This is a genomic window from Parasphingorhabdus sp., from assembly GCF_965233695.1.
Lineage (GTDB): Bacteria > Pseudomonadota > Alphaproteobacteria > Sphingomonadales > Sphingomonadaceae > Parasphingorhabdus.
In genome coordinates this window covers 1998668-2021942 of sequence record NZ_OZ247497.1, presented here as the reverse complement: position 1 = coordinate 2021942, position 23275 = coordinate 1998668, and the positions used below count along the sequence as shown (strand labels likewise).

General features: G+C 55.6%; 25 protein-coding genes and 1 pseudogene. 10 read left to right on the top strand and 16 right to left on the bottom strand.

The window, feature by feature from the left end:
* Positions 1–25 precede the first annotated feature (25 nt).
* Positions 26–181, top strand: coding sequence for an NAD(P)-binding protein (locus ACO6S1_RS09600; RefSeq protein WP_422346066.1), 156 nt, complete (start codon positions 26–28; stop codon positions 179–181).
* Between the two features lie 98 nt (positions 182–279).
* On the opposite strand, the gene ACO6S1_RS09595 is transcribed toward ACO6S1_RS09600, so the two are convergent.
* From ACO6S1_RS09595 to ACO6S1_RS09565, 7 genes are all read right to left on the bottom strand, one after another.
* A complete protein-coding gene (locus tag ACO6S1_RS09595) occupies positions 280–1344 on the bottom strand; it encodes a relaxase/mobilization nuclease domain-containing protein (RefSeq protein WP_422346065.1) in 1065 nt (354 codons plus the stop codon).
* Entirely contained in the window at positions 1344–1898 is a 555-nt protein-coding gene (locus tag ACO6S1_RS09590; protein WP_422346064.1) for a hypothetical protein, read from the bottom strand. Before ACO6S1_RS09590 ends, ACO6S1_RS09595 begins: the two co-directional genes overlap by 1 nt.
* Before the next feature lie 160 nt (positions 1899–2058).
* Positions 2059–2262, bottom strand: a complete 204-nt coding sequence (locus tag ACO6S1_RS09585; RefSeq protein WP_422346063.1) for a DUF1289 domain-containing protein — start codon at positions 2260–2262, stop codon at positions 2059–2061.
* Between the two features lie 43 nt (positions 2263–2305).
* Positions 2306–2860 carry a nucleotidyltransferase family protein gene (locus tag ACO6S1_RS09580; RefSeq protein WP_422346062.1) on the bottom strand — a complete coding sequence of 185 codons (555 nt, stop codon included), beginning with the start codon at positions 2858–2860 and terminating at the stop codon, positions 2306–2308.
* 159 nt (positions 2861–3019) lie between these two features.
* The gene (locus tag ACO6S1_RS09575) at positions 3020–3343 is read right to left on the bottom strand and encodes a DUF736 domain-containing protein (RefSeq protein ID WP_422346061.1); all 324 of its coding nucleotides are present in this window, start codon (positions 3341–3343) and stop codon (positions 3020–3022) included.
* Between the two features lie 662 nt (positions 3344–4005).
* Positions 4006–5799, bottom strand: a complete 1794-nt coding sequence (locus ACO6S1_RS09570) for a ParB/RepB/Spo0J family partition protein (protein ID WP_422346060.1) — start codon at positions 5797–5799, stop codon at positions 4006–4008.
* 158 nt (positions 5800–5957) lie between these two features.
* Positions 5958–6200, bottom strand: coding sequence for a DUF2958 domain-containing protein (locus tag ACO6S1_RS09565; protein ID WP_422346171.1), 243 nt, complete (start codon positions 6198–6200; stop codon positions 5958–5960).
* Between the two features lie 106 nt (positions 6201–6306).
* Between ACO6S1_RS09565 and ACO6S1_RS09560 the strand changes: the two genes are divergently transcribed.
* From ACO6S1_RS09560 to ACO6S1_RS09550, 3 genes are read left to right on the top strand one after another with little or no spacing between them, the layout of a single operon-like run.
* Positions 6307–7521, top strand: a complete 1215-nt coding sequence (locus tag ACO6S1_RS09560; protein ID WP_422346059.1) for a tyrosine-type recombinase/integrase — start codon at positions 6307–6309, stop codon at positions 7519–7521.
* Positions 7515–8432 carry a tyrosine-type recombinase/integrase gene (locus ACO6S1_RS09555; RefSeq protein WP_422344970.1) on the top strand — a complete coding sequence of 306 codons (918 nt, stop codon included), beginning with the start codon at positions 7515–7517 and terminating at the stop codon, positions 8430–8432. Before ACO6S1_RS09560 ends, ACO6S1_RS09555 begins: the two co-directional genes overlap by 7 nt.
* Positions 8429–9430 (top strand): tyrosine-type recombinase/integrase, encoded by a 1002-nt coding sequence (locus ACO6S1_RS09550; RefSeq protein ID WP_422344969.1) that lies wholly within the window; start codon positions 8429–8431, stop codon positions 9428–9430. The genes ACO6S1_RS09555 and ACO6S1_RS09550 overlap by 4 nt, the downstream gene beginning before the upstream one ends.
* Positions 9431–9535: 105 nt before the next feature.
* Here ACO6S1_RS09550 and ACO6S1_RS09545 read toward each other — a convergent pair.
* From ACO6S1_RS09545 to ACO6S1_RS09535, 3 genes and pseudogenes are all read right to left on the bottom strand, one after another.
* A pseudogene (locus ACO6S1_RS09545) lies at positions 9536–9691 on the bottom strand (DUF2958 domain-containing protein); the annotation flags it as partial.
* Positions 9692–9705: 14 nt separating this feature from the next.
* The gene (locus ACO6S1_RS09540; RefSeq protein ID WP_422346058.1) at positions 9706–9921 is read right to left on the bottom strand and encodes a hypothetical protein; all 216 of its coding nucleotides are present in this window, start codon (positions 9919–9921) and stop codon (positions 9706–9708) included.
* Entirely contained in the window at positions 9918–10934 is a 1017-nt protein-coding gene (locus ACO6S1_RS09535; RefSeq protein ID WP_422346057.1) for an ArdC family protein, read from the bottom strand. The genes ACO6S1_RS09540 and ACO6S1_RS09535 overlap by 4 nt, the downstream gene beginning before the upstream one ends.
* Positions 10935–11294: 360 nt before the next feature.
* Here ACO6S1_RS09535 and ACO6S1_RS09530 point away from each other — a divergent pair, with 360 nt between their 5' ends.
* The 3 genes from ACO6S1_RS09530 (at position 11295) to ACO6S1_RS09520 (ending at position 14554) form a co-directional block, all read left to right on the top strand.
* Positions 11295–12473 (top strand): IS110 family transposase, encoded by a 1179-nt coding sequence (locus tag ACO6S1_RS09530; RefSeq protein WP_422346056.1) that lies wholly within the window; start codon positions 11295–11297, stop codon positions 12471–12473.
* A gap of 1023 nt (positions 12474–13496) precedes the next feature.
* Positions 13497–13964 carry a mobile mystery protein A gene (locus ACO6S1_RS09525; RefSeq protein WP_422346055.1) on the top strand — a complete coding sequence of 156 codons (468 nt, stop codon included), beginning with the start codon at positions 13497–13499 and terminating at the stop codon, positions 13962–13964.
* Positions 13961–14554: a mobile mystery protein B gene (locus ACO6S1_RS09520; RefSeq protein WP_422346054.1), complete on the top strand. Its 594-nt coding sequence runs from the start codon at positions 13961–13963 to the stop codon at positions 14552–14554. Before ACO6S1_RS09525 ends, ACO6S1_RS09520 begins: the two co-directional genes overlap by 4 nt.
* Positions 14555–14667: 113 nt before the next feature.
* Here the strand turns inward: ACO6S1_RS09520 and ACO6S1_RS09515 are convergent, their stop codons facing one another.
* The 5 genes from ACO6S1_RS09515 to ACO6S1_RS09495 all read right to left on the bottom strand — a co-directional run bounded on the left by ACO6S1_RS09515 (position 14668) and on the right by ACO6S1_RS09495 (position 18814).
* Entirely contained in the window at positions 14668–15324 is a 657-nt protein-coding gene (locus ACO6S1_RS09515; RefSeq protein WP_422346053.1) for a hypothetical protein, read from the bottom strand.
* A gap of 213 nt (positions 15325–15537) precedes the next feature.
* A complete protein-coding gene (locus tag ACO6S1_RS09510; RefSeq protein WP_422346052.1) occupies positions 15538–15801 on the bottom strand; it encodes a hypothetical protein in 264 nt (87 codons plus the stop codon).
* Positions 15794–16171: a hypothetical protein gene (locus ACO6S1_RS09505; protein ID WP_422346051.1), complete on the bottom strand. Its 378-nt coding sequence runs from the start codon at positions 16169–16171 to the stop codon at positions 15794–15796. The genes ACO6S1_RS09510 and ACO6S1_RS09505 overlap by 8 nt, the downstream gene beginning before the upstream one ends.
* Before the next feature lie 124 nt (positions 16172–16295).
* Positions 16296–17606: a hypothetical protein gene (locus tag ACO6S1_RS09500; protein WP_422346050.1), complete on the bottom strand. Its 1311-nt coding sequence runs from the start codon at positions 17604–17606 to the stop codon at positions 16296–16298.
* Positions 17606–18814 carry a hypothetical protein gene (locus ACO6S1_RS09495; RefSeq protein WP_422346049.1) on the bottom strand — a complete coding sequence of 403 codons (1209 nt, stop codon included), beginning with the start codon at positions 18812–18814 and terminating at the stop codon, positions 17606–17608. Before ACO6S1_RS09495 ends, ACO6S1_RS09500 begins: the two co-directional genes overlap by 1 nt.
* A 142-nt stretch (positions 18815–18956) precedes the next feature.
* Between ACO6S1_RS09495 and ACO6S1_RS09490 the strand changes: the two genes are divergently transcribed.
* A protein-coding gene (locus ACO6S1_RS09490; protein WP_422343784.1) for an IS5 family transposase occupies positions 18957–19717 on the top strand; the annotation gives its coding sequence in 2 pieces (ribosomal slippage) (positions 18957–19290 and positions 19290–19717; 762 coding nt in all).
* Between the two features lie 292 nt (positions 19718–20009).
* Here ACO6S1_RS09490 and ACO6S1_RS09485 read toward each other — a convergent pair.
* Entirely contained in the window at positions 20010–20852 is an 843-nt protein-coding gene (locus tag ACO6S1_RS09485; RefSeq protein WP_422346048.1) for an acyl-CoA thioesterase domain-containing protein, read from the bottom strand.
* Positions 20853–21482: 630 nt separating this feature from the next.
* Between ACO6S1_RS09485 and ACO6S1_RS09480 the strand changes: the two genes are divergently transcribed.
* Both ACO6S1_RS09480 and ACO6S1_RS09475 read left to right on the top strand, forming a co-directional pair.
* Complete coding sequence (locus ACO6S1_RS09480) at positions 21483–22667, top strand: alkane 1-monooxygenase (protein ID WP_422346047.1); 1185 nt, start codon at positions 21483–21485, stop codon at positions 22665–22667.
* 184 nt (positions 22668–22851) lie between these two features.
* Positions 22852–23265, top strand: a complete 414-nt coding sequence (locus ACO6S1_RS09475; RefSeq protein WP_422346046.1) for a rubredoxin — start codon at positions 22852–22854, stop codon at positions 23263–23265.
* Positions 23266–23275: the final 10 nt, after the last annotated feature.

Sequence of the window (23275 nt, the reverse complement as noted above, 5' to 3'; positions counted from 1 at the left end):
GCGGCATCAATCTCTTGCCACATGTTTGGGGCTAGAAAATATATCGGAAGGAATCGAGTTGGTTCATAGAATCGCAATAATTGGCACCGGTATTGCCGGTCTCTGCATGGCAAAGACCCTGCTTGAACTACGATATAAGGTTACCATTTTCGAAAGTGAGCCAGACCTCGGCGGTGTATAGTCATCTTCTCGACGCTACTCTGGCCTAACTACTCAGAACCCTACGCGAAAACATGAGGTATCTGACCGGAACAAAGTATCTCGGAAGACATTCGATTGTTAGCGACTTCTCTCTTTTTCTGGCGGCGGTTGGTCGGGGGCAATGACATCCTTGAGTAGCGATGCTTGGTTCAACAGTCGTGAATGATGCGCAGCAAACACTTCCGGGGTAGCATTCATGCCTTGATGCTTGTCGAGGAAGCCGCTCACGTCGCTGGCAATTTCCCGGTCTTCGGTTGATCCAGTCGCGTCCAGCGCAGAGGCAGCATGACGATATGCCTTACGTATTTCCTGCCACTTTTCTGTACCATTGGCGACAAATGCTGGCAGCGCCGCCTGCCCCCGCGCGACGGCAATAGCCGGTTCGTTGGTGAGACGATCCGCATCGGTCATCTGACCGCTTGATCCGGCCCGCAGCCGCGCCCGCAATTTGACCAGCGCCATGCTTGACCCTGCGATCCCCTGCCCGCGCGCGCGTCTTGGCGTTGCTTCCGCAACCACACCGCGTGCGCGGAGTTCTCGCGCAAACCTCTCTCGCAAGCGATTAAGCTGGACTGGGCGTGGATTGAATCGGGTTCGATCAAGCCCCTCTGCTTGCACTGTCAAATGAACATGCGGGCGCGGCGTATCGGTGTGAAGCGCCATGACATAGTCGTGATTGTCGCTAAATTCGGCATGAGCCAGCGCGCGCACCGATCCCAACACCTTGTCGGGATCGGTGCGCGCAGGCATCGAAAAAACTAGCGACACCGATGACACAGTTGGCCGTGACCGCCATTGGAGCGTATCGCTCCACTCCGCCGCACGCTCTGCAATATCTTCCTTGCTCGTGAGGATTTCACCGTCGCGGCTTTCGATCTCGACGTCACCCTTGCGTCCGATATATTCAAGATGGGCTTTGACATGACGACCGCCCTTCTGCCGCCCCGTCACTTTGACCAACACTTCGGGCGCGCGGCGCACAATCCGCGCCAGCTTGGCCCGAGCTGTTTTACCGCTGGCAGACCCATAGCTGGCATAGAGCGGGATAAGCGGCTGGCCATTCAGGTCATGGATATAGCGCACCCGGAATGCGGGACGGGTCGCTTCCCACAATGCTGATTCTAGGGCCGATTCCAACCCCATCAATCCGCAACCGCCCAATAGCTGGCATCACCGCGCATGGCTTCGCCGACGGCTGCTACCTGCTCGGAAATTTCCATACGCATGTCAGCGATACGGCGCAGGTCGTTTCCAATCTGCTTGTCGCCATCTTCCATCATACGCAAATTGGCAGCCTTCATTGCCTGATTGAGATTGCGGCCAATACGGAGCAACTGCATTCGTATCGGTGCGAGCTCAGCCAGCAAACCATCATCGACGCGCGTTTTCAAAGCTAGATGGCGGCGGACCAATGCCTTGATCCATCCTGCTCGATCTGTCGAACGCAGTGACGCGCGATATTCGATCACCGCAATCTCGGCATCGGTAAAGCGCAGCGAGACACGATTCCGCGCCACGCCATCGGGACGTTCGATCAGTGGGCGATGGGTATTCTCCGCCAACATCCGTTCGATCAATTGGCGCAAGACTGCGCTTCGACCGCCTCGCCCTACCGCGAAGCTATCGAGCGCCGCAAGTGCGCCCGTATCTAGCCTTATGCTGAGCATCGCAGTCGTCGGTGGGGTATTTGTCGCCATTAAAATTGCCTCGTGAAACACGGGCATTGTAATACAACACGCGCCGCTAGGCATATCCTGCAATTAAGACAAATACCCTAAAACCCTCTAAGAAAAGCGCATCCAAAGCGGCAATCTTCATGAAAGATGAAGGTCGCTTTGGATGCGCTTGGGGGTTAGGTTATTGAGTACGCCCGTTAAGCAGGGTTCTCATACGGACTGAAGATCGCCGCACGATTTCGTGCTGGCGGCTGGCGGTCGCGCTCCCCCATTCGGCGATCTCGGCGATGGTGCGACCGCAGCCGGTGCAGACGCTGGCCCTGGCGTCTAGCGCGCAAATATCTTTGCAGGGAGATAATGGCCGGTCGGTCACAAAGCCCAGCATGCACTTTTATTCGGACGAGTGAAACTGTGACTGCGATGGCCACTCATCGGACCAAACGATCAATTATTCGGAGCTTGGGATATCTTTGCAGCCACTGCTTTTGTTCAAGCCGTTCCAAGAAAACCGACCGCTTCTCATTTGCAGATCGGCCCGCTGCCGTGAGCCGAAGTTCAAACAAATCATCCAGACCGAACGGTGCAGCGATTTCGCACTGGTCTTGGCCGCTCCGTCGAATCGCAACTGCGGTTGCGGTCTCCGGCCAGAAACGCATGGCGTCAGTCACAGACCTGTAATCAGCATCGCCATTCCTCTCGTTCATTCGCGCTTGATTTTTTACTGACCAATTCAGGTCCGGTCGGATCTTGTGCAACTCTGCTTCGAGCGCTCGATCTTTGGCGGCATTGGAATCGTCTGAACCAAACCAAATCACATCAATGTCTGCCGTCAAATCATTGGGCACGCGTCCGTGCAAGTTATCCCAAACGGCATCGCGAACAAATCCTGAACCTACCCAACAGTCTGCCAAATCAAGCGAGCGGACAATGTCCAACACGGCCCATCGGCTCGGGTCAGCCATCATCAACTTTTTAAGTGTCAAAGCATATTGCATAAGAGAACGACCACATGATCGGGTTTCCAAACGATATATGATCCGACCTTCCGATTGTCTGGTTTGTCCAATGTCAGTAAATCATCCGCTCAAACGAGCACAGCGAAGCCCCGACCGGCAGAGCCGGTCGGGGTGCGGGCGTTTGGATCAGTTGCCGTTCGATGTGCGGGCGCGTGACCAGATGAGGTTGAAGTTCTTGCCATCTTCATCGGCGAACAGGCTGGCGAAGATCGGCGCGTTGAAGCTGGGATCGTCGAGCTTGATCGAAAGATACTCGCGGTCTTCTTTGCTGGTCTTTGCCCAGGCTGCCCCGATTTCGGCCTTTGCCACGAACACCCGGTGGGTCGGTGCGTTTTCGTTGTCGCTTGGCTCTTCGGCGACGATGGTGACGTTTTTCTTCTGCAACATCACGGTGACGATTTCGCCGCGATAGTCATTGCCCGTTTTTTTGAATGTTCCGATGTTAGCCATGATACTTCTCCTTGGTTTGGTCGAACCCGCGCTCATTCGCGGCCTCGATGGCTGATTTCAGGCAGGGGCTTGAACCGATGCATCCGAAGGACCGAAACGAAGTGGAGGACGGTGCAGAACGGGGTTTCTTGATTCCGCGAGGAATGCGCGTCAGCGCAGGGGAAGAAACTTTGGGCTGCACCGTTGCAGCTAGGGGCAAGAGGCGCAGCCGTCCCCTGCCAATCAAAGCCATTTAAGAGGACGTGAATGAGTGCAGTTGGCTAATAGTACCAAGGAGATTTGGCGAATATGTGACCGCGTTCAATGACTGGCTCATAGACTGCGGTAGATATGGCGGGGTTTGTTTGTTGAACGGGCCGATCCCTCATGCAGATGCTGACGATTACAGAAAATACGCCGACGCCCTCAAGGCGATGGACAAGGCCAATCGAGCACCCTGTCAAAAACCGCAGCAAACGCAGCGACCATTTCGGGCATCGGGAGGCTCATAGCGCGCCGATATTGTTAGCCCGTTCGCCCGTGACGATGGCGCTTCCGCCAACAAATAGGACGCTGCCTCGCTCAATGGCTGCTGCACCCACGCCGCTGCCTCGAACGGCTGTGCCGGACGGGGCTTTGCGGTGATTTTGGAGCGGGCGGCTGAACAGCCGCCCGCCTATGCTTCAAGCCGCAATTCGCTCTTCCTCATCTTTTGTGGACGCAGCCTCTACCGCTTCCTGCGGTTCCGGCTCCGCTGGTTCATCCTCTTCCATCAGCCACTTGGCTCGTTCAGCGGCGGTAACGGTTCCGACACCGCCACGCTTTGTATAAGCCGATGGCGGAAACGCCATCCAGCGCGGAACCCAAGCCTCCTGTTTTGCACGGCCATTCTCGCCCGTGAGGTGGTCACTGATAATGCCCTTCACCGTCTTTGTCTTTTCGCTGGCGTTGGCGGCGGCAATGCTGGCTCCGCCAACTTCGCCCAAAAGAGCGGTCAGGACTTCACGGTCGCGCACAAGGTCCATGAACGCATCATCCGCCGTCCAGTAATCAGCCATCTCCACATCGAGATGGATACCCAAAGTTTCGACAAGATCGCTTCCCGCTGCCAGCGTTTCGGCCATGACCACGCCCAATATCTCTATCACCACAGCATCAGGCACATCAAGCAAACGCAGCAGCAAGCCGCTCATACCATTTCGCGTTTCATGGCCGAGCGTCACGGTGGGTTCGTCGGCATCAAAGCCAAGCACCGCCAACACCGCACGGCGGCGCTCGTCAAAACGCGCCTCCGCCACGCTGGTTTCGATACTTTCAGTAATCGATTCCTTGCGGCTGCGCTGCTCCTGCACTCTCACATTCCACAATGGCGACCCGCAAATCGCATGGGCCACCATAACGCGCAGCGCGATAGTGGGGCTGGCCGCAAGTTCGCAGCGCACGGCAGCGTGGCGGTGAAGGTCGATATATTCGCCCATTGGGCCGGTAATTTCAGGACGCTTGGGCTTGTCGGCCTTGCTATCCACCTGTCCGGTTTCCCGCACCCGCGCTTCTTTGGCAGTGAGATAACCTTCGTGGAACGTCACTTCGCCCTTGGCGCTCACATCAATATAGACGCGGCCACCCTTGCGCTTGGTGGTCTTTTCATGGTCCCATGTCTGGAAATAGCTGTCCTCTGGGATGATCTGCACATCGCTCCAGCCATCTTCGAGATATTCCGCTTTCTTGGCTTCAATGGCGGCGGATTGTGCTTCCCAGAACTGGTCCGCATCGCCAAAATAGCCATCCTCGGCAAACAGATCGCTGACGACCTGGCCCTTAAACTCGGCCATATCAAAGATCGCAGCGGAAGTAGAAATCGACGCCCCGCCAAACAGCCAAGCCTTTAGCTGCGTCCCGCGCGGCGCATAGGCTTCTTCATCCCTGAACAAAGCCAGCCATGCTTTTTGCTGCGCCTTGCTCGCCAAAGTCAGATGGCGCACGGTAGCGGCATCAATTTCTTCGCGGCCATAGGCTTTGCGGATAGCGGGAAGCAGATTGCCAAGCGCAAGAATGCGCCCCACGGTCTTTTCATCCATCCCGAATGTGTCGGCAATTTCGGCTGCCTTACGACCCTTTTTGACCAACTGGGTAAACTGTTCCCACTGCGTGACCTCGTCGGGATTTTCGCGGACGAGATTCTCGATCAAGGAGGCTTCCAAGGCGGCGGCATCGTCGCCTTCTTCCAATATCGCGCAAGGGAGCGGCGCGGCGCTGCCGCCTTCTTCGGCAACCGTGGTTGCCGCATGATAGCGCCGCCGTCCCGCGACAATCTCGAAAGTGTCGGCGCTGCCGTTGGGACGCACCAAAAGCGGAACAAGAACGCCCCGCACCCGCACCGAGGGCAATATATCGCTAATGTCGGGCGGCTTCTTGGCGTTTCGCATATTGGCCGGTGAAACCGACAGTTTGGCGAGGTCTATATTTTCGAGTTGCATTGCTATTCTCCTTCGTGAATTTCAAGTGATTGGCCCCGCTCCCGTTGCATACGGGGGTGGCGGTGGAAGCGGGGCCGGTTGTCTCGCGCAGCAGGATTGCTGCGCGAGGGTCTGCCGCGCCTTGACCGGAGGGGTGGGCAAGGTGGCGGAAGATGTGCTTATTCATGGGCTTGAGCCAAGGCAGCGGCTTTCAGCCGCGCTTCGTCCTCGGTGATGCGCCCGATATTTCGGGCGGCATCAGCGTAAACCGTGAGCGGAAAGCGCGCTTCAAAATGCAGATCGCGCTCGATGGACAGACCAAGCGGCAAGGTCAGAGATGCAATCTCTGACAGGCTCACCGAGCCGAGTTCGGGACAACCAAACCCCAGATCGGCCAGACCGAAGTATGTCGAGTGCGGAATTATGTTGAGCGCACCGCGCGATCTGGCGGTTTGTCAGGTGTTTCTAAGGACAACACTTCGCATAACGAGCATGCTCCCGACGTCTCAAGACGAAAGGAGTATCACAATGTCAGACGAACAATTTACCACTATAGCGGCTCGCCATATTGAGGATTTCGGCAAACATCTCCGCCAGCAGGGATATGCTGAGGGTACAATCAAGCATTACGGTCATAGCTGCCGCCACTTCGTGACGTGGCTCGATCAGCACGACATTCCACTTGATGCCGTCGATGAAGAGCTCATCGAACGGTTCGCCGTCCATAGCTGTGCTTGCCCAGGCTACTTTGTGCAAAAGGCGCGGCGGAATGCCCAGTATCTGGCGTCGATCCGCCGCTTTGTGCGCCATCTCGCAGCGATCGGCGCGATCCCTGAAATGGTGTGTGGAAAGCAGGGAGATGACCGGCTTCATCCGTTCCGCGACTGGCTGAGCCGACATCGCGGCGCGAGCGAACGCACGATCCTCGGTCATCTGCATATGGTCACCAAGCTGTTGCCCCAGCTTGGCGATGATCCGGCGTGCTATGATGCTGCCCTGATCAACCGGGTCATATTGCAGAATCTGGAGAGCGCGTCGCGGGTGAGTGTCCAGCAGATGTGCGGTTCGCTGCGGATGTATCTTCGTTACCTGGCCGCGAGCGGCACTTGCTCACCGGCGTTGGTCGGAGCAGTCCCGCGAATACCGCGATGGCGGCTCGCGACGCTGCCGCGCTATATCCTGAGCGACGATGTGGAACGCGTGATCGCCTCATGCGATCCGGCCACGCCTCGGGGACTGCGGGACCGCGCCATTCTGCTGTTGCTGGCGAGGCTGGCCCTTCGCGGCGGCGATGTCGCCAACCTGCATCTTGAAGACATCGACTGGGACAATGGCCTGATCCGAGTCGCTGGCAAGACGAAACACGCCGTCGCGCTGCCTTTGCCACAAGACGCAGGTGATGCCCTGCTGGCCTATATCGAACGTGCCCGGCCTATCGTTACCTCGACGAAGGTCTTCATCCGATCAATCGCGCCGTTCGTGCCGTTCGCATCGTCGTCGCCGATCTCGATCATCGTGCGCGACGCCCTTCAGCGGGCAGGTGTCGACAATGCCAACCTGCGCGGTGCCTATCTGCTGCGCCACTCCGCCGCCACGCACATGCTGCGCTCGGGCGCAACGCTCGATGCCGTCGGCGCGGTGCTTCGTCACCGTTCGCCGGAAACGACCGCTATCTACGCGAAGGTCGATACGACGATGCTGGCGCATGTGGTGCAGCCCTGGATCGGAGGTGCGTCATGCTGATGATCACCAATGTTCAGCGCTATGTCGCGATCAAACGCGGGCTCGGCTACAAGTTCGCCGATCAAGAGCAGATGCTCCTGAAATATGCCGGGTTCGCCGACGCCCGCGGTGATGAATATACCTTCGCCGACCGGATGATCGAATGGGCGTCGATGGCGCCATCGGGGCAGCGATCGCGAGAATGGCTGAGGGTAGCACGACACTTTGCGATCTCCATGCATGCCGAGGATGACCGCAACGAAATACCGCCGCGCGATGTGTTCGGCAGGGCCAAACGGCCGAGGCCTCGTCCGCACATCCTAACCCCATCGGACGTCAATCGGATTATGGAGGCGGCGCTATCGGTCCCGCCGGTCGCGTCGATCACGCCCCATACCTATCACCATCTGTTCGGGCTGTTGGCGACGACGGGGCTGCGCGTATCCGAGGGGGTTGCTCTGTTCTATACCGACATAACGCCTGATGGGCTGATGATCCGCGAGACCAAGTTCCGCAAAACCCGGCTTGTTCCGATCCACGACAGCACGCGCACCGCGCTCGCCGAATATCTGACGCTCCGGCAGCGCATCGGCGGTCCCAGTCCGCACCTGTTCGTGCTCTCGACAGGCGAACCACCGGATCATGCGACGGTGACGCGCACCTTCGTCAGGCTAGCGCGGCAGGTCGGGCTGCGCGGTCCGCAAGGCGAGCGCGGTCCAAGGCTGCATGATCTTCGCCATAGCTTCGCGGTCCGCTCGCTCGAACAATGCGGCAGCGATCGTGCAACTATCAACCGGCACATGCTCGCACTCAGTACCTATCTTGGACACGCCTGTCTCTCCGATACCTACTGGTATCTGGAGGCGACGCCGGTGCTGGTCCAACAGATCGCGACCGCGACCGAGGCGTTCCGGGAAGGGGGTGCGGCATGACCGCGCTCGCACCGCACCTCAGCGTCTGGCTGCTGGAGCATCTGCCCCGCGATCGGGGCGCGAGCCGCCATACGATCGACAGCTATGCCTATAGCTTCCGGCTGCTCGTCTGCTTCGCGGCCAAACGGTTGCGCCTACGGCCGTCAGACCTCCGGATCGAACAGCTCGACGCCGCGCTGATCCTCGACTTCCTCGACGACATCGAGAAGAGCCGGGCCAACACGCCTCGCACGCGCAATGCCCGGCTTGCCGCGATCCGGTCCTTCTTCCGGTTCCTCGAATATCGGGCACCGGCCTGCCTCGACGTCGCCATGCAGGTGCAGGCGATACCGGCCAAGCGGGTCGAACAGCCGCTGGTCGATTATCTAACCCGTGCCGAGTTGCAGGCCCTGCTCGACGCTCCTGATCGGCGAACACGATCCGGGCTGCGCGACCGGGCGATGCTGCACCTTGCCTATGCTTGTGGGCTGCGCGTCTCCGAACTGACCGGCATTCAGCTTGACGACATCAACCAGCCCACCGCCGATACCGTCCATGTTCTGGGTAAGGGCCGGCGCGAACGGGTGTTGCCGATGTGGAAGGAAACGCAAGCCGTCCTGCGAGACTGGCTGCGAGTACGGCCAGCAGGTGATGAACAGGCTCTGTTCCTCAACGCGCGCGGCGAGGCGATCGGGCGGCATGGCTTCGCCAGTCGGCTGACGGTGCACGTCAAAACGGCCCAGCGGACTGCTCCGAGCCTCGTCCGGAAGAAGGTTACGCCGCACGTTCTGCGGCACACCTGCGCCATCCACACGCTTGAAGCCACCGGCGACATCAGGCGTGTGGCGCTGTGGCTCGGCCATAGCAGCGTCACCAGCACCGAGATCTATCTGCGGATCGATCCGAGCGAAAAGCTCGACATCCTCGATGCCGGGGCTCCGCCACAGATCAGGAAAGGCACGTTCACCGGCGTGTCTGATCGCCTGCTCGCAATGCTGGAGGCTGCCCATGCCTCATGATTATGTGAAGCAATCAGAGCTCATCGCCGTGAAATGCGACAATGGGACATCCCAACACAACATAACGCTGTGCTCGACATACTTTGGTTTATGTCGAGTTCAACATAAACCGAATAGCGTGTCGCCATCTTCGTCGAGTTCAGACAGCAGCCAAGTGGCTGCGCCAACCGGATTGAACAATTTGACAACCGGAATATGATCGCCGCGATTTTGGCCGTTAGCCAAAAGACGCTTTCGTTGATCTTGAGTCAGCAACATCATGGCAGAAACTCCTTTCAGAACATCTCGATCTGGTTGCGGCTATTGGTATCGAACAGGCCGTGATCGGCGGGTCGCTGGGCCTTCTTGGGTTCCATCGGCGCGTTGGCGCGGTAGGCCAGCCTCTGGGCTGGCGTGATCGGCGCAACACCCGACACCAAAGTCTGAACCCCAATCGGTGTGACCTCGGCGTCAAGCTGCGGGATGGTGTGATCTGGCGCTGCCCTGCTCATGCCGCGCACTCCGACCGGAATGGCACCTGATCGGTGAACGCGAGCAAATAATCTGCCGCCTTGCTGGCCTGGCTGGCCGCTTTGAAAATGGCGCGGTTGTCCTGCCGCAATACCGCCAGCCAAGAGCCGAGATAATCGGCATGGCGAACGGTCGGCACGATACCGAGCGCGGCGCAAAGGAAAGCGGATGCGAGTTCGGCGCATAATTCCTCCCGCGCATAAAGCGCAGTCCCGAAACTGCCCGACTGATCGCGGCCAAGACGGGTCTTGTGGCCCGTCCAGTGGCCGAGTTCATGCAAGGCGGTGCGGTAGTAATCAATCTGGTAAGTGAAGGCGGGTTGCGGGGGAACTTGCACAAAATCCGCGCCGACATTGTAAAAGGCCTTGGTTCCGCCCGTCCGAAAATCCGCGCCCGTTGCTGCAATCAAGGCCTCGGCCTGATCGTGCAATTCGCGTTCGGGCAAGGGCGCGGGTTCAGCGGTCAGCTTCTCCGGCAAGCCATCGCATTGCGCGGCATTGAACACGGTAAAGCGTTTGAGGAATGGAATGGAGCGGGGTGCATCTGAATAGCTCGCGCCGCCCTCGCCTTCCTTTTGCCGCTCATCATCCGGCGTGAAGCGGTCAGCATAGAAAATCGTTCGGCCCTTCTCGCCTTTGCGAACGCATCCGCCAGCGGCCAAGGCTTGCCGGAATGTCAGCCAATCCTGCGAGGGATAACCACCATCAATGACAGCGCCCCACAATATGAGGATATTGATACCCGAATAGTGCCGCCCCGAAATCGCGTTGCGCGGCAAGCCGGTCACGGCGTTGCCGCTGTTCCAAGGTTTCACCCAAGGAAAAACGCCTTCCTCAAGCTGCGCGATAATCTGCGCGGTCACTTCATCATAAAGAGATACCTTCGGCGCTGCCCTTCCGCTCCGGCGCGGTTTACGCGCCGTGCGCGAAGCGCGCTTTGCCTTCGCTGTTCTGCCCTTGCCGTTTTCACTGACTTTCGTATTTTCATGCAACATAACCGCCTCCATCACCCCAAAACTGCCGCACCCGGCCCCGGAAGACCCTATGGAGATCAGGCCGCACACAGACCTAAATCCGCATGCGCCTGACCCAGGGAGGGGGGTGGGCGGCGAAGAACGACCGGAAAGGCCCGCTGATTGAGGCAGGCTGCACCCGAAGGGCCGGAACGAAGAGGAGGTAGTGAGCGAAGCGAGCATTGCGGCCTGCCGCAGCGGGCCTAGAAGGGAGTGCCGCCCACCCCGCGACCTGGATCAGGCCCAAAACAACGTCATCGCGCAAGCGATGGCCATTGTGGCGACATTGTAAAAAATGACACGAAGACTGTCTTCGCCGTCGCAAAAATAGAAAGGAGATATATGGTGCAAAATAATAATGGTGAAAAACTTGAACCCGAGCCAGCGGTTCAAACGACGTTAAATGCTATTTTCTTTTCCATGGAGCTCAGCCGTTCGGTGTGGATGATCACATCGATCTTGCCAGGGGGCGGTGAGCGAATGTCACGCCATGTGCTGAAGGCTGGCGATGTTGCTGGCCTGTTGGACCGCCTCGAACTTCTGCGCAAGAAGGCCAAAAAGCGAACCGGTAGCGAGTTCCCGTTTGTGGCCGTGCAAGAAGCCGGCCTTGACGGCTTCTGGATACACCGCATGCTGGAACAGCATGATATTGAAAGCCATGTCGTCGATTCCGCCTCAATTGCGACATCGCGGCGGCGGCGCAGGATCAAAACGGATCGGCTCGACGGCGAAATGCTGCTGCGCGCATTATTGTCGTTCAAGCGCGGTGATCCGCGTGTCTGCGCCATGGTTGTGCCGCCGACACCGGAAGAAGAAGATCGCCGCCGCAACAGCCGCGAGCGCAAAACGCTGGTGGTGGAGCGCGTCAAGATCGTCAACAAGATCAAAGGCCTGCTATTCTGTCAGGGGGTTGTCGGCTTTGAACCGCTGGGCCGGTATCGCCGCAAGCGGTTCGAAGAGCTGCGAACGGGTGACGGTCGTTTACTACCACCGCATCTCAAAGCCGAGATTGCGCGGATGCTCGACCGGATCGAGTTGATCCTTTTGCAAATGAAGGCGGTCGAGAAAACCCGTGACGAGCTGGTCGCATCAGCGCCAGTCGACGAAAAGATTCCTGGCTGCGCAGCCAGACTGATGCAGCTCAAAGGCATCGGCCCCGATTTTGCCGAGGTGCTCTGGTCCGAAGGACTATATCGCCACTTTGACAACCGAAGGCAGCTCGCATCTTATGCCGGGCTCACGCCGACGCCTTGGCAAAGCGGGTCAATCAGCCGTGAACAAGGTGTGTCCATGGCGGGTAATCCGCGTCTTCGAACCGTGATGGTGCAAATATCCTGGTTCTGGCTGTTACATCAGCCGACCTCAGCATTATCAAAATGGTTCCAGGAGCGGGTCAAGCTGGATGGCGGCCGTCGCCGCAAGCCTGCCGTTATCGCTCTGGCTCGCAAGCTGCTGATCGCATTATGGAAGTTTATCCGGCACGGCGTTGTTATTGAGGGCGCTGTTATGAAGACGGCATAACTTCAACACTGTTTTCCCTGTCCGCCGGGTTCGATCGCGCCCGGCAGATCCAGGTTGGCGGACCGACAACCCCGCATGGCTTCAAATGCCGACCGGAAGAATGGTCCCGTCTACCTGAGCCTACCCGACGAATACGGGGTCTTGGTGCAGCTGTTTATTGCAGCGACCGTATGTGAGGCTGGAGTGGTAAGATTACTTACCACGCAATCGAACAGGCTCAGACTTGGATTTATCTAATAATGGAGTGCATATGATGAAAAATGTTTGACAGTCTAATCCCCATGTGAGGCGGGGTGGGCGGCAAGAGCGACCAGAAAGGCCCGCATCAAGCGGTCAGGCGCACCCGAAGGGATGCAACAAAGAGGAATACCCGGTCCTGAAAGGCCGGGTTGCGCCTGAGCTCGGCGGGCCTAGCCGGGAGCGCCGCCCACACCGTCTCTCTGGTGCCGGAAAACAACGCCGGCGCGTCCGCGCCGTCCATAGCCATCGCACATCATCGCGATCCCATCATCCGCGAAGCGGCCTCAACAAAAACGGCACCCTTGCACGGCGCGACGCCGCGCGGTGGTGTGCGCGCGCAGCTGTGCGCCAGCGCCCACCGTGCAAGGAGAGAGGCAAGAGTGCCTGCGGGTCAGAACAAAAGCCGCACCCTCAAGGAGCGCAGCGGAAAAGAGTGCGTCCCCAAAAAATCCCGCCCATTATCCGGGACGTTGCGGGGTGTCCCCGCAGAAGGGGTAGCGGGAGACAGCGCAAGCGGCTCCGGCTCAGGGGAAGGCCTTCCCCAAAATATAAGTTCAGACAATGTTCCTGAACTTTCCTACCTCTGTCAGGAAACAAGTCACGCTCATCTGCATGATACAAAACCTCACAGTCCAGCCCCAGAGATTGGCGGTTTCATATCAAGCCACACTCATAATCAAATATCTACATGTGCTCAATTACAAATATATCTAATATCTATATATGTTCAATAACTCTTGATTTGAACATCTATGAGTGTTACGAAAGCGCCGGAGATCAGATATGTCAAATGCAAAAAGAGCCGGATTAGCCCGCAAGAATCTCGACAAGCGCCTCGGTTTTCTGCGTGATACAAATCTTGCCAGCCCCAAAGGCGGCTGGATACGAGCCATTCGCGACGCGCTAGCCATGTCAAGCCGTCAGCTTGCGAATAGACTAGGCGTTTCCCAGTCGCGTATTACCCCGCTTGAACGGGCCGAAGCGCATGGCTCGGCCACGCTAAAAACGCTGAGAGAAGCGGCTGAAGCGCTGGATTGCACGCTGGTTTATGCGTTTGTTCCCAATAAGCCGCTCGATCAGATCGTCGAGGATCGTGCGCGCAGCAAAGCCCATGACCAGATCGGGACGGTATCGCACGGTATGCTGCTGGAAAACCAGTCGATGACCAAAGTGCAAATGCAAGAAGAGCTCGAACGCATGACCAGGGACATATTGGCAGAGCCGATTAGCCATTTATGGGATGATGAATGACCGATCCGCTGTTTGATGGTGATGATGAAGCCAACACGCCTTTAACAGAAGAAGAGCGTGAACAGCTGATCCCGACCTATATCACGCTGCGCAGCGAGCTCAACGAAGCCGAGCAGATCAACATTACCGAGGCAAGCCGCTGGTATGGGCGAAAGCGCAAAGCCGATATATTGGATGATGCGTTGCTCAAGGAGCTGCACAAACAAATGTTCGGGCAGGTCTGGAAATGGGCGGGCAAATATCGCCAAAGCCCTAGAAATATCGGGATTGATGCCTATCGCATCCCGACCGAAATGCGCCAGCTTGTCGACAATGTCCGGTTCTGGGTAGAAAATGAAACCTACCCGCCCGATGAAATCGCAGTCCGGTTCAGCCACCAGCTCGTTTCCATTCATCCCTTCCCTAACGGCAATGGACGCCATTCCCGCATGGCAGGCGATTATCTCGCAATCCAATTAGAACAGGCGATATTTACATGGGGGCGAACAAGCCTGACCGATGCCAGCGCAACCCGCAAAGCCTATATCACAGCATTACAGGCAGCGGACGGCGGGGACATCGAACCACTGTTGAAATTTGCACGGGATTAGCCGCAAAGAAGAACCGGCAAAAAACATCCTGTCACGCAGGAGTTGACATTGCGCAACGCGGGTCAGGGAAGCATTTCCCCTGCGGCCCTACACTCTGAACTATATCGCTTGAACTAGGGCCTGTTTTGATTGAGCGCCGTAATCGTCTGCACACGATCAAGCCAACCAGCGGCCGTTTGGCACTTCCATCCGACAACGGCTTTTATCCGGTCATATTCCTCCGCGATGTTGCGGACGAATATGGGCTCGTGATGTGCGATACGGTTTCTAAATTTACGGATTTTGAACACTTGATCATGCGCTTCATGACGCAGCTGTTGCACCGATTTACCGGCATCGGTGTGCGGAAAAACAGTTCGAAAATGCGGATTCCAAAGGTCGTTGTCATGCGTAGCTGTCAGCATGGATTCCCAAAATACAAATTTCAGCTCGGCAACCACTTTGCCCGTGGTCGGCTGCATCCGGCTTACATTGAGAAGCTCGGTTGTCGGACTGAACCGCCTTTGCGGATTGGGCAGTCGTCGGATAAGGCCGTTTGACCGGGGCCAATTGGGACCATGTACCATTTCCAAGGCATCCGCGATGCTATTGCGCACCGCCACTTCACATATCTGAAGCGGGACGATGAAGGCTGCAGAAAGCTCAAGATTCCACTGATAAAGCGCGAGAGCGTCTTCAGGGACATTGTTTTTTGCCTGCAAATAGGTTGCAAATCGGGGCGCCGAGAATACATTGGGTAAATCAGTGATTTCTTGAGGCGTGAAGGGCAAAATCCGTCTTCTTAAAGTTGGGAATCGATCAACTAAAAGTTGACTTTTCGAGAAAAATAGCTATTAAGGTTCGTATGACGTGTGAGACACGCGGGCGCAAGCCTCCCCTCACCGCATATAGATACTAAAAAGCTCGTCAGTGATGGCGAGCTTTTTTATTACAAGGCTAGCATAGCAAAACCTGAGAAATATCGACAGCGACGGGGCCTTCGGTCATGACGACGAAGCGTTTTTGAAACTGCGCAGATGCTCGGGAAGCGCCATTTCAGTATCGTGCATCGAAACTACAATCTGTAGCCCGCTATAGGCTACTGCGGGTAAGCCAAGCTCAGCGGCTTGCTCAATCAATGTACGGGCAATATCTATTGCCTCCTTATTGCCCAAAAGCAGAGGAGTCTTAGCAAATTTTTCAGCTTCAGCCTTGCAGCGCTTTGCGAATTCAAGTTGCTCATGAGAGAGAAATATCGGGTCAGGCATTTACGGTATCCATTTCTAGCAGAGCATGTGCTCCGGCATGATCGCCTTCGCGTTCCCAAGCCCCCATGATTGCGCCCTCGAACATCATCCGGCTTTGCTCATCACGCCATGATATCTGCAGCGTGCCTTTACAATCCTCCATAGCAAAGATCGCGCCACGCCAGTGACGCTGATATCTATTGGATAAAAGGCTGACGGCTGCACAGGCTTGCCCCCAAGCTGAACGGAGTCGATCCAATCTCCAGCTTTCAGATGCTTGATTGTAAGCCGAAAGTTTTGGAACGTTTATCGTCGAATCGGGCCTTGAGGCTCCGTTTTCGACCTCCGAAAAATCTTGATCAAATTTAAAGGCTAATTCTTTGTCACTCATCGTAATCTCCTGCTGGTGTCATACAATATTCCTACCAGATTGAAGCCATAGTTGCCACATTTACGAAGTGAACCAACATGAACCGCGGTCGAGCGTTCTAAACTATATAACAAGATTTAGGTGTTTAAAGGCCGTGTTCTTCCATCTGCTCAAAAGCCGCGTCCAGCTTATCCTGATCTAAGCAGTCCCATTCCTCAAAAAATGGTAGAAATAAGAACTGGAATCCTTTGTCGGTTATTTCGGTGGGATGCACTTTTTTGATTTTTTTCGAGCCAAATCGCCTGCGCTCAAAGACAGCTTCCATCGCAAAGCTCTCACCTTTCGAGTTTGCCGCATTCAAGAACAGGACTTCTCCGCGTTCCTCGGCTTCGACAGCGAATCCCGAAGGTGGTAGATCTTCTGGCTTGGCTGACCATGCTTCTCCAAGCATGATTACGGCGTCAGCGCCTACAATCCGAGCCAAACGAGCAAGGTCACGCATCAGTACATAGCGCGATGCACGGTCCGGATGGTCCGTGCGGATCATATCAATTGGGAACCTGTCCTTGAACAGAAATGTCATATTCTGATGGTAGCCATCACGCTTGAGAACCGCCCGTGCATTATCGAAATACGCCTCGGCAATATCGCTTAGTGTTTTGGCGTTTTTGAGCCTTCCCCAACCGGCACCGGCCTTACGGTAGCGCTTCATCACGCGCGCTTCATCTTTTTCGGAAGGACGCTCCATTGGCTTTCTAAAGAAGCGATGACCTCGAACCGACCCGTCTTTCATCGAAAGATACAAGGCGCGATTCATTGCCAGCTGGCCCATTGCGTCAGGGCGGCTTTTCGTAAGCTTAGATGGGACCGGTAGCTGATTAGCTTCCAGCAAATCGATTAAAGTTGAGCAGAAATCGCTATAGACATGTGCGAGAGCTTCCAGAATTTCAGTGTCGGGCAAATCGTTGGCGACCCATCGCCGCTCGATAAGCAAAGTACCATGCTCGACAATCTGCGGAACGAAATATTTTTGCGGTATCGTTTTGTAGATAGACGTTGGAGTCGCCGATAGGGGGACGTTGGACCAATCGGTTCGCGGCCCCTCGTTCATATAGCTGGCGATGATCTCAGCCCGGACTTGACTGTGGGTTTCCAGGTCACCCTGCTTTTCGATTGTATTGCGGGAGTCTTTCGCCCACCGCATGATCGGATCTTGCTTCCAGCGATTCTGATGCGGCGTATACCATGTGTCAAAATCGGAAAATTTGGCTTTGTTCGATTGAAGGATGAATGTGACCGTCCTGCTGGTCATGATGCAGTTTTGCAGTGCGAGCCGAAACTTCTGCGGCTCGAAATATGCCCAGACTGCCTCTCCCCATAATTGCCGCATCTGGAACAGCCGGGCAATGATCGCTTGCGCGGCTTCCGAGGCATCTTGGTCCAACCCCGAGGTCATTACGACTCCAGATGCTGGTGCAACTGATGACGAATTGCTCCCAAAACACTAAGTTCGATCTGCCAGACAGACGGCAGACCTGCTTCTGCCAGCTGCGCTGATCTTTTCGCGAAAAGTGTTCTTTCGAAAGCAATTTCAGAGACCCCCGGTAAAGTAATCGTCACATTGACCACGCAGCGTGCATTCTGCTCGCTATCTAGGGCACCTCCAAAAATCTCCCATTTGGATTTACGTTCGATAATCAGCTTATCGACACCAAGCTCCTGCCATTCTCTCATTTTTTCGGGCAACAACGTCAGAACAGGATGATAATCGATCATTGCGACGACATCGGTAAAACGCCCTGAATCGAAAGCCTCCTGAAACAGTTCGAGGGCCCGTTCCGGTGTATCGGGATTAAGCCTAGTAAGATTCGCAGCCAGGAATTTGGAATTCCATTCCCGCTTCGCGATCTCGTTCTTGGGCTCGGGCGCGATATCGCGCGCCCATTCGACAACGGCCGCCAACAGGTTGAGAGCCTTTGCCGAGACGACACCACTAGAATAGTTCAGCCGTGTCCCGTGAAGGATACCATTACGCAAGGGCATCGTCAGAGGGGATTCGGAATATCCGCGCTGGCCTCTGCGAAGTTTCTCCAGCAACTTCCGCAATGCGGTCGGATGACCGGCAACGCTCTCAAGCGATTGAAATAGGTGATCAAGGTCGCCGATGTCAGCGAACATACTCTTCGTGCCCGTTTCCGACACACCGAACCCGTCGACCAGCATCAAAACTAAGGGCGTGACAATCATGTGGTCGCCAGACTCATAGGCTTGGAACACGCGCTCGACGAACCCGGCCCTCACCGGATAGCGAGGTTCGGACATACCGCCGCCCAGAAGCTTGAGCGCCTGCCATCTGATTGGCTCGACCCCTAGCAAATGCTCGCTCAAATATTGGTCGATCGATGCTTGCTCTACCCCTTGCAGTTTCATGGTCAGCGCTTGGCTGGCGGCCTCGTGACCACAGGCAAACTCGACATATATCCAGCCATCGCCGAGAAATGCCGCGTTAAACCGATCTGGTAGATCGGGCAGTCCTTCCAGCGCCTGGGCCAGCTTGAATGGTTCTGAATCACGCGGCAAGCTCGCAGCCTGCGCCAGCAACAACTCAAGCTTTTGAAGGGCAACACTATCGCCCCTGATGTTATTGCTGCCGCTAGCGCTCATATCGTCCACCTCGATTTTCTGTTTCGTATTTTGTACCTGCAGTGAAGAAAAGAAACATATATACTAGGGTCAGGACCTATTAAATTGCTTGCATGATTGGTTGAAGGTTGATTCAATGGTGGCATCAAAGGAGATGCCGCTGATGAGTGAACTGTTTATGTTGAGCAAGGCGCAGATGCGCCGGATAGAGCCATATTTTCCATTATCGCACGGGGTCCCCAGGGTTGATGACCGGCGAGTGCTAAGCGGGATTGTCTTTGTGATCCGCAATGGCTTGCGCTGGCGTGATGCCCCTGCTGGTTACGGGCCGCACAAGACGATCTATAACCGGTTCATACGCTGGAGCCGTCTGGGCGTGTTCAACAAGATACTCGCGAGCCTTGCCGCCGATAGCAGCGCAGACGATGTGCTGATGATCGATGCCACACATCTCAAAGCGCACCGTACTGCTGCCAGCCTTTTAAAAAAGGGACTATTCCCAGACGTATCGGAAGAACGAAAGGCGGCTTGAACTCCAAACTCCATGCCGTGTGCGACGGGACCGGAAGACCGCTGATCCTGTGTTTAAGTGAAGGGCAGATGAGCGATCACATCGGTGCAAAGCTCACATATCCAGTACTTCCGCGCCATGCCAAGTGCATGATCGGAGATAAAGGCTATGACAGCGACGAGTATCGCGCTGCCCTGCAGGCCAAAGGCATCACGCCATGCATCCCACCGCGAAAAGGACGGATATTACCCGCTGACTTCGACAAAAACCTCTACCGTCAGCGTCACAAAATCGAGAATATGTTCGGGCGCCTCAAAGATTGGCGACGCATCCACACCCGCTATGATCGCTGCGCTCACACATTCTTGTCCGCAATCGCTATCGCAGCTACCGTCATCTTCTGGCTCAGTTAATGAGTCCTGATCCTAACGCTGTTTATAAGAAGATGTTCAAAGGCGTTTCCAACGCAGACGTGGCCATCATACGAAACGCGATGGAAAAAATGGTTGGGAATCTAAGGGTGTGCTGAACACCTCCAATCCCAAAATCTAACTGATTCTGATCCTTCTCTCCCGTTGGATCAGTCGGAGCGAGTGGTGGGGGCCATTCGCTCCATTTTTTTTGCAGTCCTGGCCAAATAATTTAATAATTATCGGACGGCGAATTATACCGTTGATACCTGCCGGGACACCAATCAAATATGCGCTAGCGCACAAAAGTTGCTATCGCTTTGGCTAGCGGTTTCTCTGGTTCATGGAAACAGGTGGCGCGGACAAAGCTCGCGGCTTTGCCTTCACGTTCAAAACAGCTTTTGGTGAATAGATCGCGCGACCCAATGGCTGGACGCAAATAACGAATGTCGATCGACTCTAGCTGCTGGCCGATCGAACTTTCACCGCCTGCCACACGGCCCTGGCATGCAGCCATCAGCGCTGCGGCAACGGCGCCTCCATGGACAATATTTCCGCTTTCCCATCCCAAAACAGCCCGGTTCCCTGCAGCAATTTGTGGCGAGTCTGGTGCGCCCGATATTCCCAAACTGGCGGTCATTGGCCCGGGCATTGCTTGGGGATTGAAATCACCGATCAAATTATAGTCGGCCGGAGCGCCCCCCGGAAAGCTACCCAGACGGAACAGACCTGTTGCTATTCCGACGATATCTTTGGACGAATTGGTTAAACTACCTGTTGCAGTAGCTGATTTTTTCCCAACCATCACTGCTTCGGCGGTCAGCGTCAGCTCATCCCCCATTGAAGATCCTGATAAAAGTCCGATCCGCAAATCAAAAGTTGAAATCCCGATTTCAGCCGCAATCAGTCCTTTCAACGATTGGGACAATCCTTGATCGATAAAGCCCATGAGGGCTAGCGGATCAAGGTTTGGATTTCCCGGTGCTTTGGCAATCCGCCTATTGGCTTTCATTCGACTGATCGAACGCCCGCTGCTGCTTTCCAGCAATTCCATACCGAGCGTCAATTGGTAGGGGGTTACAAGTCGAACCCGCATTTTCTCAACCGTTTGTTCATCTGGCATAGATTGCGCAGTCATCCATTTATCTTCCAACAAGGCATACTCAAGATTCCTTAGTTAGGCGTAAACTGCAAACAAAGGACTCCGTTCGCCGGACACGCGAAAATTGATGTCCGCAAAACCCCCATTATGCAAGGTAATCATGATCTTGGGGGATGAGGTCCAATAATTGCTTTTACAATTCTGTCCAAAATCCCCTTTGTCATTTGGTCATGTTAAACTAGCAGGGCAACGTTGAGAGGCGTAGGCAGCGTTGCGCACGCCGCACATTAGATATTCACCGTTGCGTCGATGCCATATGCGCGCGGTGTGTACATCGGGTGTCTGGGGAGACACTCTCTACCTGCGATTATAGCCTTTCCCGAAGCGCTTCATAGGGCGTTTGGCAAAACCAAAGACTCTTATCTCGGCTTCGTCGCGCTCGCCTCATTCTTATTTGCGTCTCCTAAGCTGGTACAATCCTATCCCGCGGTTCCTCAGAGGCGCTCCTTAACGGCCTATCCAATCGAAAAACGCCTAAAACTACCCGATCGGGTAGTTGAATACCCCTCATATGCCTGTCTACTTGTTGCAGATAGGAATCGGACACGAAATTCGAAAAAGTCCGATCCGTTTATGGACTAGGGATGCATTTGAAAGGTAGAACGGATGGTGAGCCACGCATTGAATAAGTCGCATCTAGATGGCGATGCGGCACTGAACTATGTCGACAAGAAAAAAGCACTATGGATACTCTCCGTTCTTTGGCCAGCAACGCCTCTGGTAGGCCTTTATCTCGTTTCGGAAACGGGCTGGAGCATCTGGTATGGACTGGTTCTGATCCTGTGGTATTTAATTATTCCAGCGCTTGATTTTGTATTTGGCCAGGATTACTCCAATCCACCCGAAAGCGCGGTAGAAAAACTTGAAAAAAGTACATATTATCGCGTGCTTCTCTACCTTACGGTGCCAATACACTTCGCCGCGCTGATCGGCTGCGCATGGTGGGTTGCCACCCAGGATCTCAGCGCGCTTGAATTTATTGCGCTGGCCCTCTCGTTGGGTGTCGTCAACGGATTGGCACTCAACACCGGCCACGAACTTGGACATAAGAAATCCTCGTTCAGTCGCTGGATGGCAAAGCTTGTGCTTGCCGTTGTCGGCTACGGACACTTCTTCATCGAACATAACAAAGGGCATCACCGCGACGTAGCGACGCCGCTAGATCCCGCAACTTCGCAAATGGGCGAGAATATTTACATTTTCTCGCTGCGCGAAATTCCGGGTGCATTCAAACGCGCTTGGCATCTGGAAAAGGAACGCCTCGCCCGTTGTGGCAGTAGCCCCTGGACTCTCAAAAACGAGATTCTCCAGCCAATGGTCGTCACCCTCCTGCTTTATGGTGCGCTGATCGCCGCATTTGGCACGATCATGCTAGTCTTCCTGCCGATTCAAATGGCGTATGGCTGGTGGCAGCTGACGAGCGCGAATTATATCGAGCATTACGGCCTGCTGCGCGAGAAGTTGCCGAATGGCCGGTATGAGCACCAGCAGCCGCGGCACTCGTGGAACGCGAACCATATCATGTCAAACCTGATCCTGTTTCATTTGCAGCGCCATTCGGATCACCATGCGCATCCGACGCGGTCCTATCAGTCGCTGCGTAATTTTGAGGATTTGCCGGCGCTTCCGCTCGGCTATCCAGGGATGTTTTTTCTCGCACTATTCCCAGCTGCATACCGGGCCGTGATGGACAAGCGTACCGTCGCTTGGGCCGACGGCGATCTGAGTAAAATCCAGATACGCAAGGGTAAACGGGCATATTACGAAAGAAAGTTCGCGGACGCGGCGTAAAACTTTTCGGCGCAGGGTCGAGTCTCTTCCCACACCCACCCTGCGCCGTTCTTCCCAACCGAGTGGCGGTGCAGGTTTGTAGGGTCGAACGCTGTGAAAGCTTTGTGCCCAAGGTCACTGCGGTGTCTCACCGAGCGGTGCAATCCGCACCATGGCTCTCCAGAACAAATTACGAGGTTTATCGATGGCGAAATATCAGTGCCCTGATTGCGGTTATATTTATGACGAGGCCGATGGCGACCCTCATGAAGGTTTCGGACCTGGAACGCCGTGGAGCGAGGTGCCGGAAAGCTGGTCATGTCCCGACTGCGCTGTGCGCGACAAGATCGATTTTACTCCGATTGATGGAGGATCGCAGGCCGCCGAAGTTGGCGCAAGCACGCCCATCACCCCAGATGGTTCCACGACGACCAGCGCCGCTCCAGGGGCGCCATTTCGAAAGTGGGTCTGCATCACCTGCGGGCATGTCTATGACGAGGCAGCAGGCGATCAGCACGAGGGATTTGCGGTGGGAACTCGGTTCGAAGAAATACCAGACGACTGGTGCTGTCCCGATTGCGGAGCATCCAAGGGCGATTATGTCCTTGTGCGCGATTAAATGACGACAA

Bases quoted from the DNA above. Each gene is read 5' to 3' on its own strand.
- ACO6S1_RS09595 (WP_422346065.1), bottom strand. From the start codon at position 1,344: ATGGGGTTGGAATCGGCCCTAGAATCAGCATTGTGGGAAGCGACCCGT.
- ACO6S1_RS09590 (WP_422346064.1), bottom strand. From the start codon at position 1,898: ATGGCGACAAATACCCCACCGACGACTGCGATGCTCAGCATAAGGCTA.
- ACO6S1_RS09585 (WP_422346063.1), bottom strand. From the start codon at position 2,262: ATGCTGGGCTTTGTGACCGACCGGCCATTATCTCCCTGCAAAGATATT.
- ACO6S1_RS09575 (WP_422346061.1), bottom strand. From the start codon at position 3,343: ATGGCTAACATCGGAACATTCAAAAAAACGGGCAATGACTATCGCGGC.
- ACO6S1_RS09570 (WP_422346060.1), bottom strand. From the start codon at position 5,799: ATGCAACTCGAAAATATAGACCTCGCCAAACTGTCGGTTTCACCGGCC.
- ACO6S1_RS09560 (WP_422346059.1), top strand. From the start codon at position 6,307: ATGTCAGACGAACAATTTACCACTATAGCGGCTCGCCATATTGAGGAT.
- ACO6S1_RS09555 (WP_422344970.1), top strand. From the start codon at position 7,515: ATGCTGATGATCACCAATGTTCAGCGCTATGTCGCGATCAAACGCGGG.
- ACO6S1_RS09550 (WP_422344969.1), top strand. From the start codon at position 8,429: ATGACCGCGCTCGCACCGCACCTCAGCGTCTGGCTGCTGGAGCATCTG.
- ACO6S1_RS09540 (WP_422346058.1), bottom strand. From the start codon at position 9,921: ATGAGCAGGGCAGCGCCAGATCACACCATCCCGCAGCTTGACGCCGAG.
- ACO6S1_RS09535 (WP_422346057.1), bottom strand. From the start codon at position 10,934: ATGTTGCATGAAAATACGAAAGTCAGTGAAAACGGCAAGGGCAGAACA.
- ACO6S1_RS09530 (WP_422346056.1), top strand. From the start codon at position 11,295: ATGGTGCAAAATAATAATGGTGAAAAACTTGAACCCGAGCCAGCGGTT.
- ACO6S1_RS09525 (WP_422346055.1), top strand. From the start codon at position 13,497: ATGTCAAATGCAAAAAGAGCCGGATTAGCCCGCAAGAATCTCGACAAG.
- ACO6S1_RS09520 (WP_422346054.1), top strand. From the start codon at position 13,961: ATGACCGATCCGCTGTTTGATGGTGATGATGAAGCCAACACGCCTTTA.
- ACO6S1_RS09510 (WP_422346052.1), bottom strand. From the start codon at position 15,801: ATGCCTGACCCGATATTTCTCTCTCATGAGCAACTTGAATTCGCAAAG.
- ACO6S1_RS09505 (WP_422346051.1), bottom strand. From the start codon at position 16,171: ATGAGTGACAAAGAATTAGCCTTTAAATTTGATCAAGATTTTTCGGAG.
- ACO6S1_RS09500 (WP_422346050.1), bottom strand. From the start codon at position 17,606: ATGACCTCGGGGTTGGACCAAGATGCCTCGGAAGCCGCGCAAGCGATC.
- ACO6S1_RS09495 (WP_422346049.1), bottom strand. From the start codon at position 18,814: ATGAGCGCTAGCGGCAGCAATAACATCAGGGGCGATAGTGTTGCCCTT.
- ACO6S1_RS09485 (WP_422346048.1), bottom strand. From the start codon at position 20,852: ATGACTGCGCAATCTATGCCAGATGAACAAACGGTTGAGAAAATGCGG.
- ACO6S1_RS09480 (WP_422346047.1), top strand. From the start codon at position 21,483: ATGGTGAGCCACGCATTGAATAAGTCGCATCTAGATGGCGATGCGGCA.
- ACO6S1_RS09475 (WP_422346046.1), top strand. From the start codon at position 22,852: ATGGCGAAATATCAGTGCCCTGATTGCGGTTATATTTATGACGAGGCC.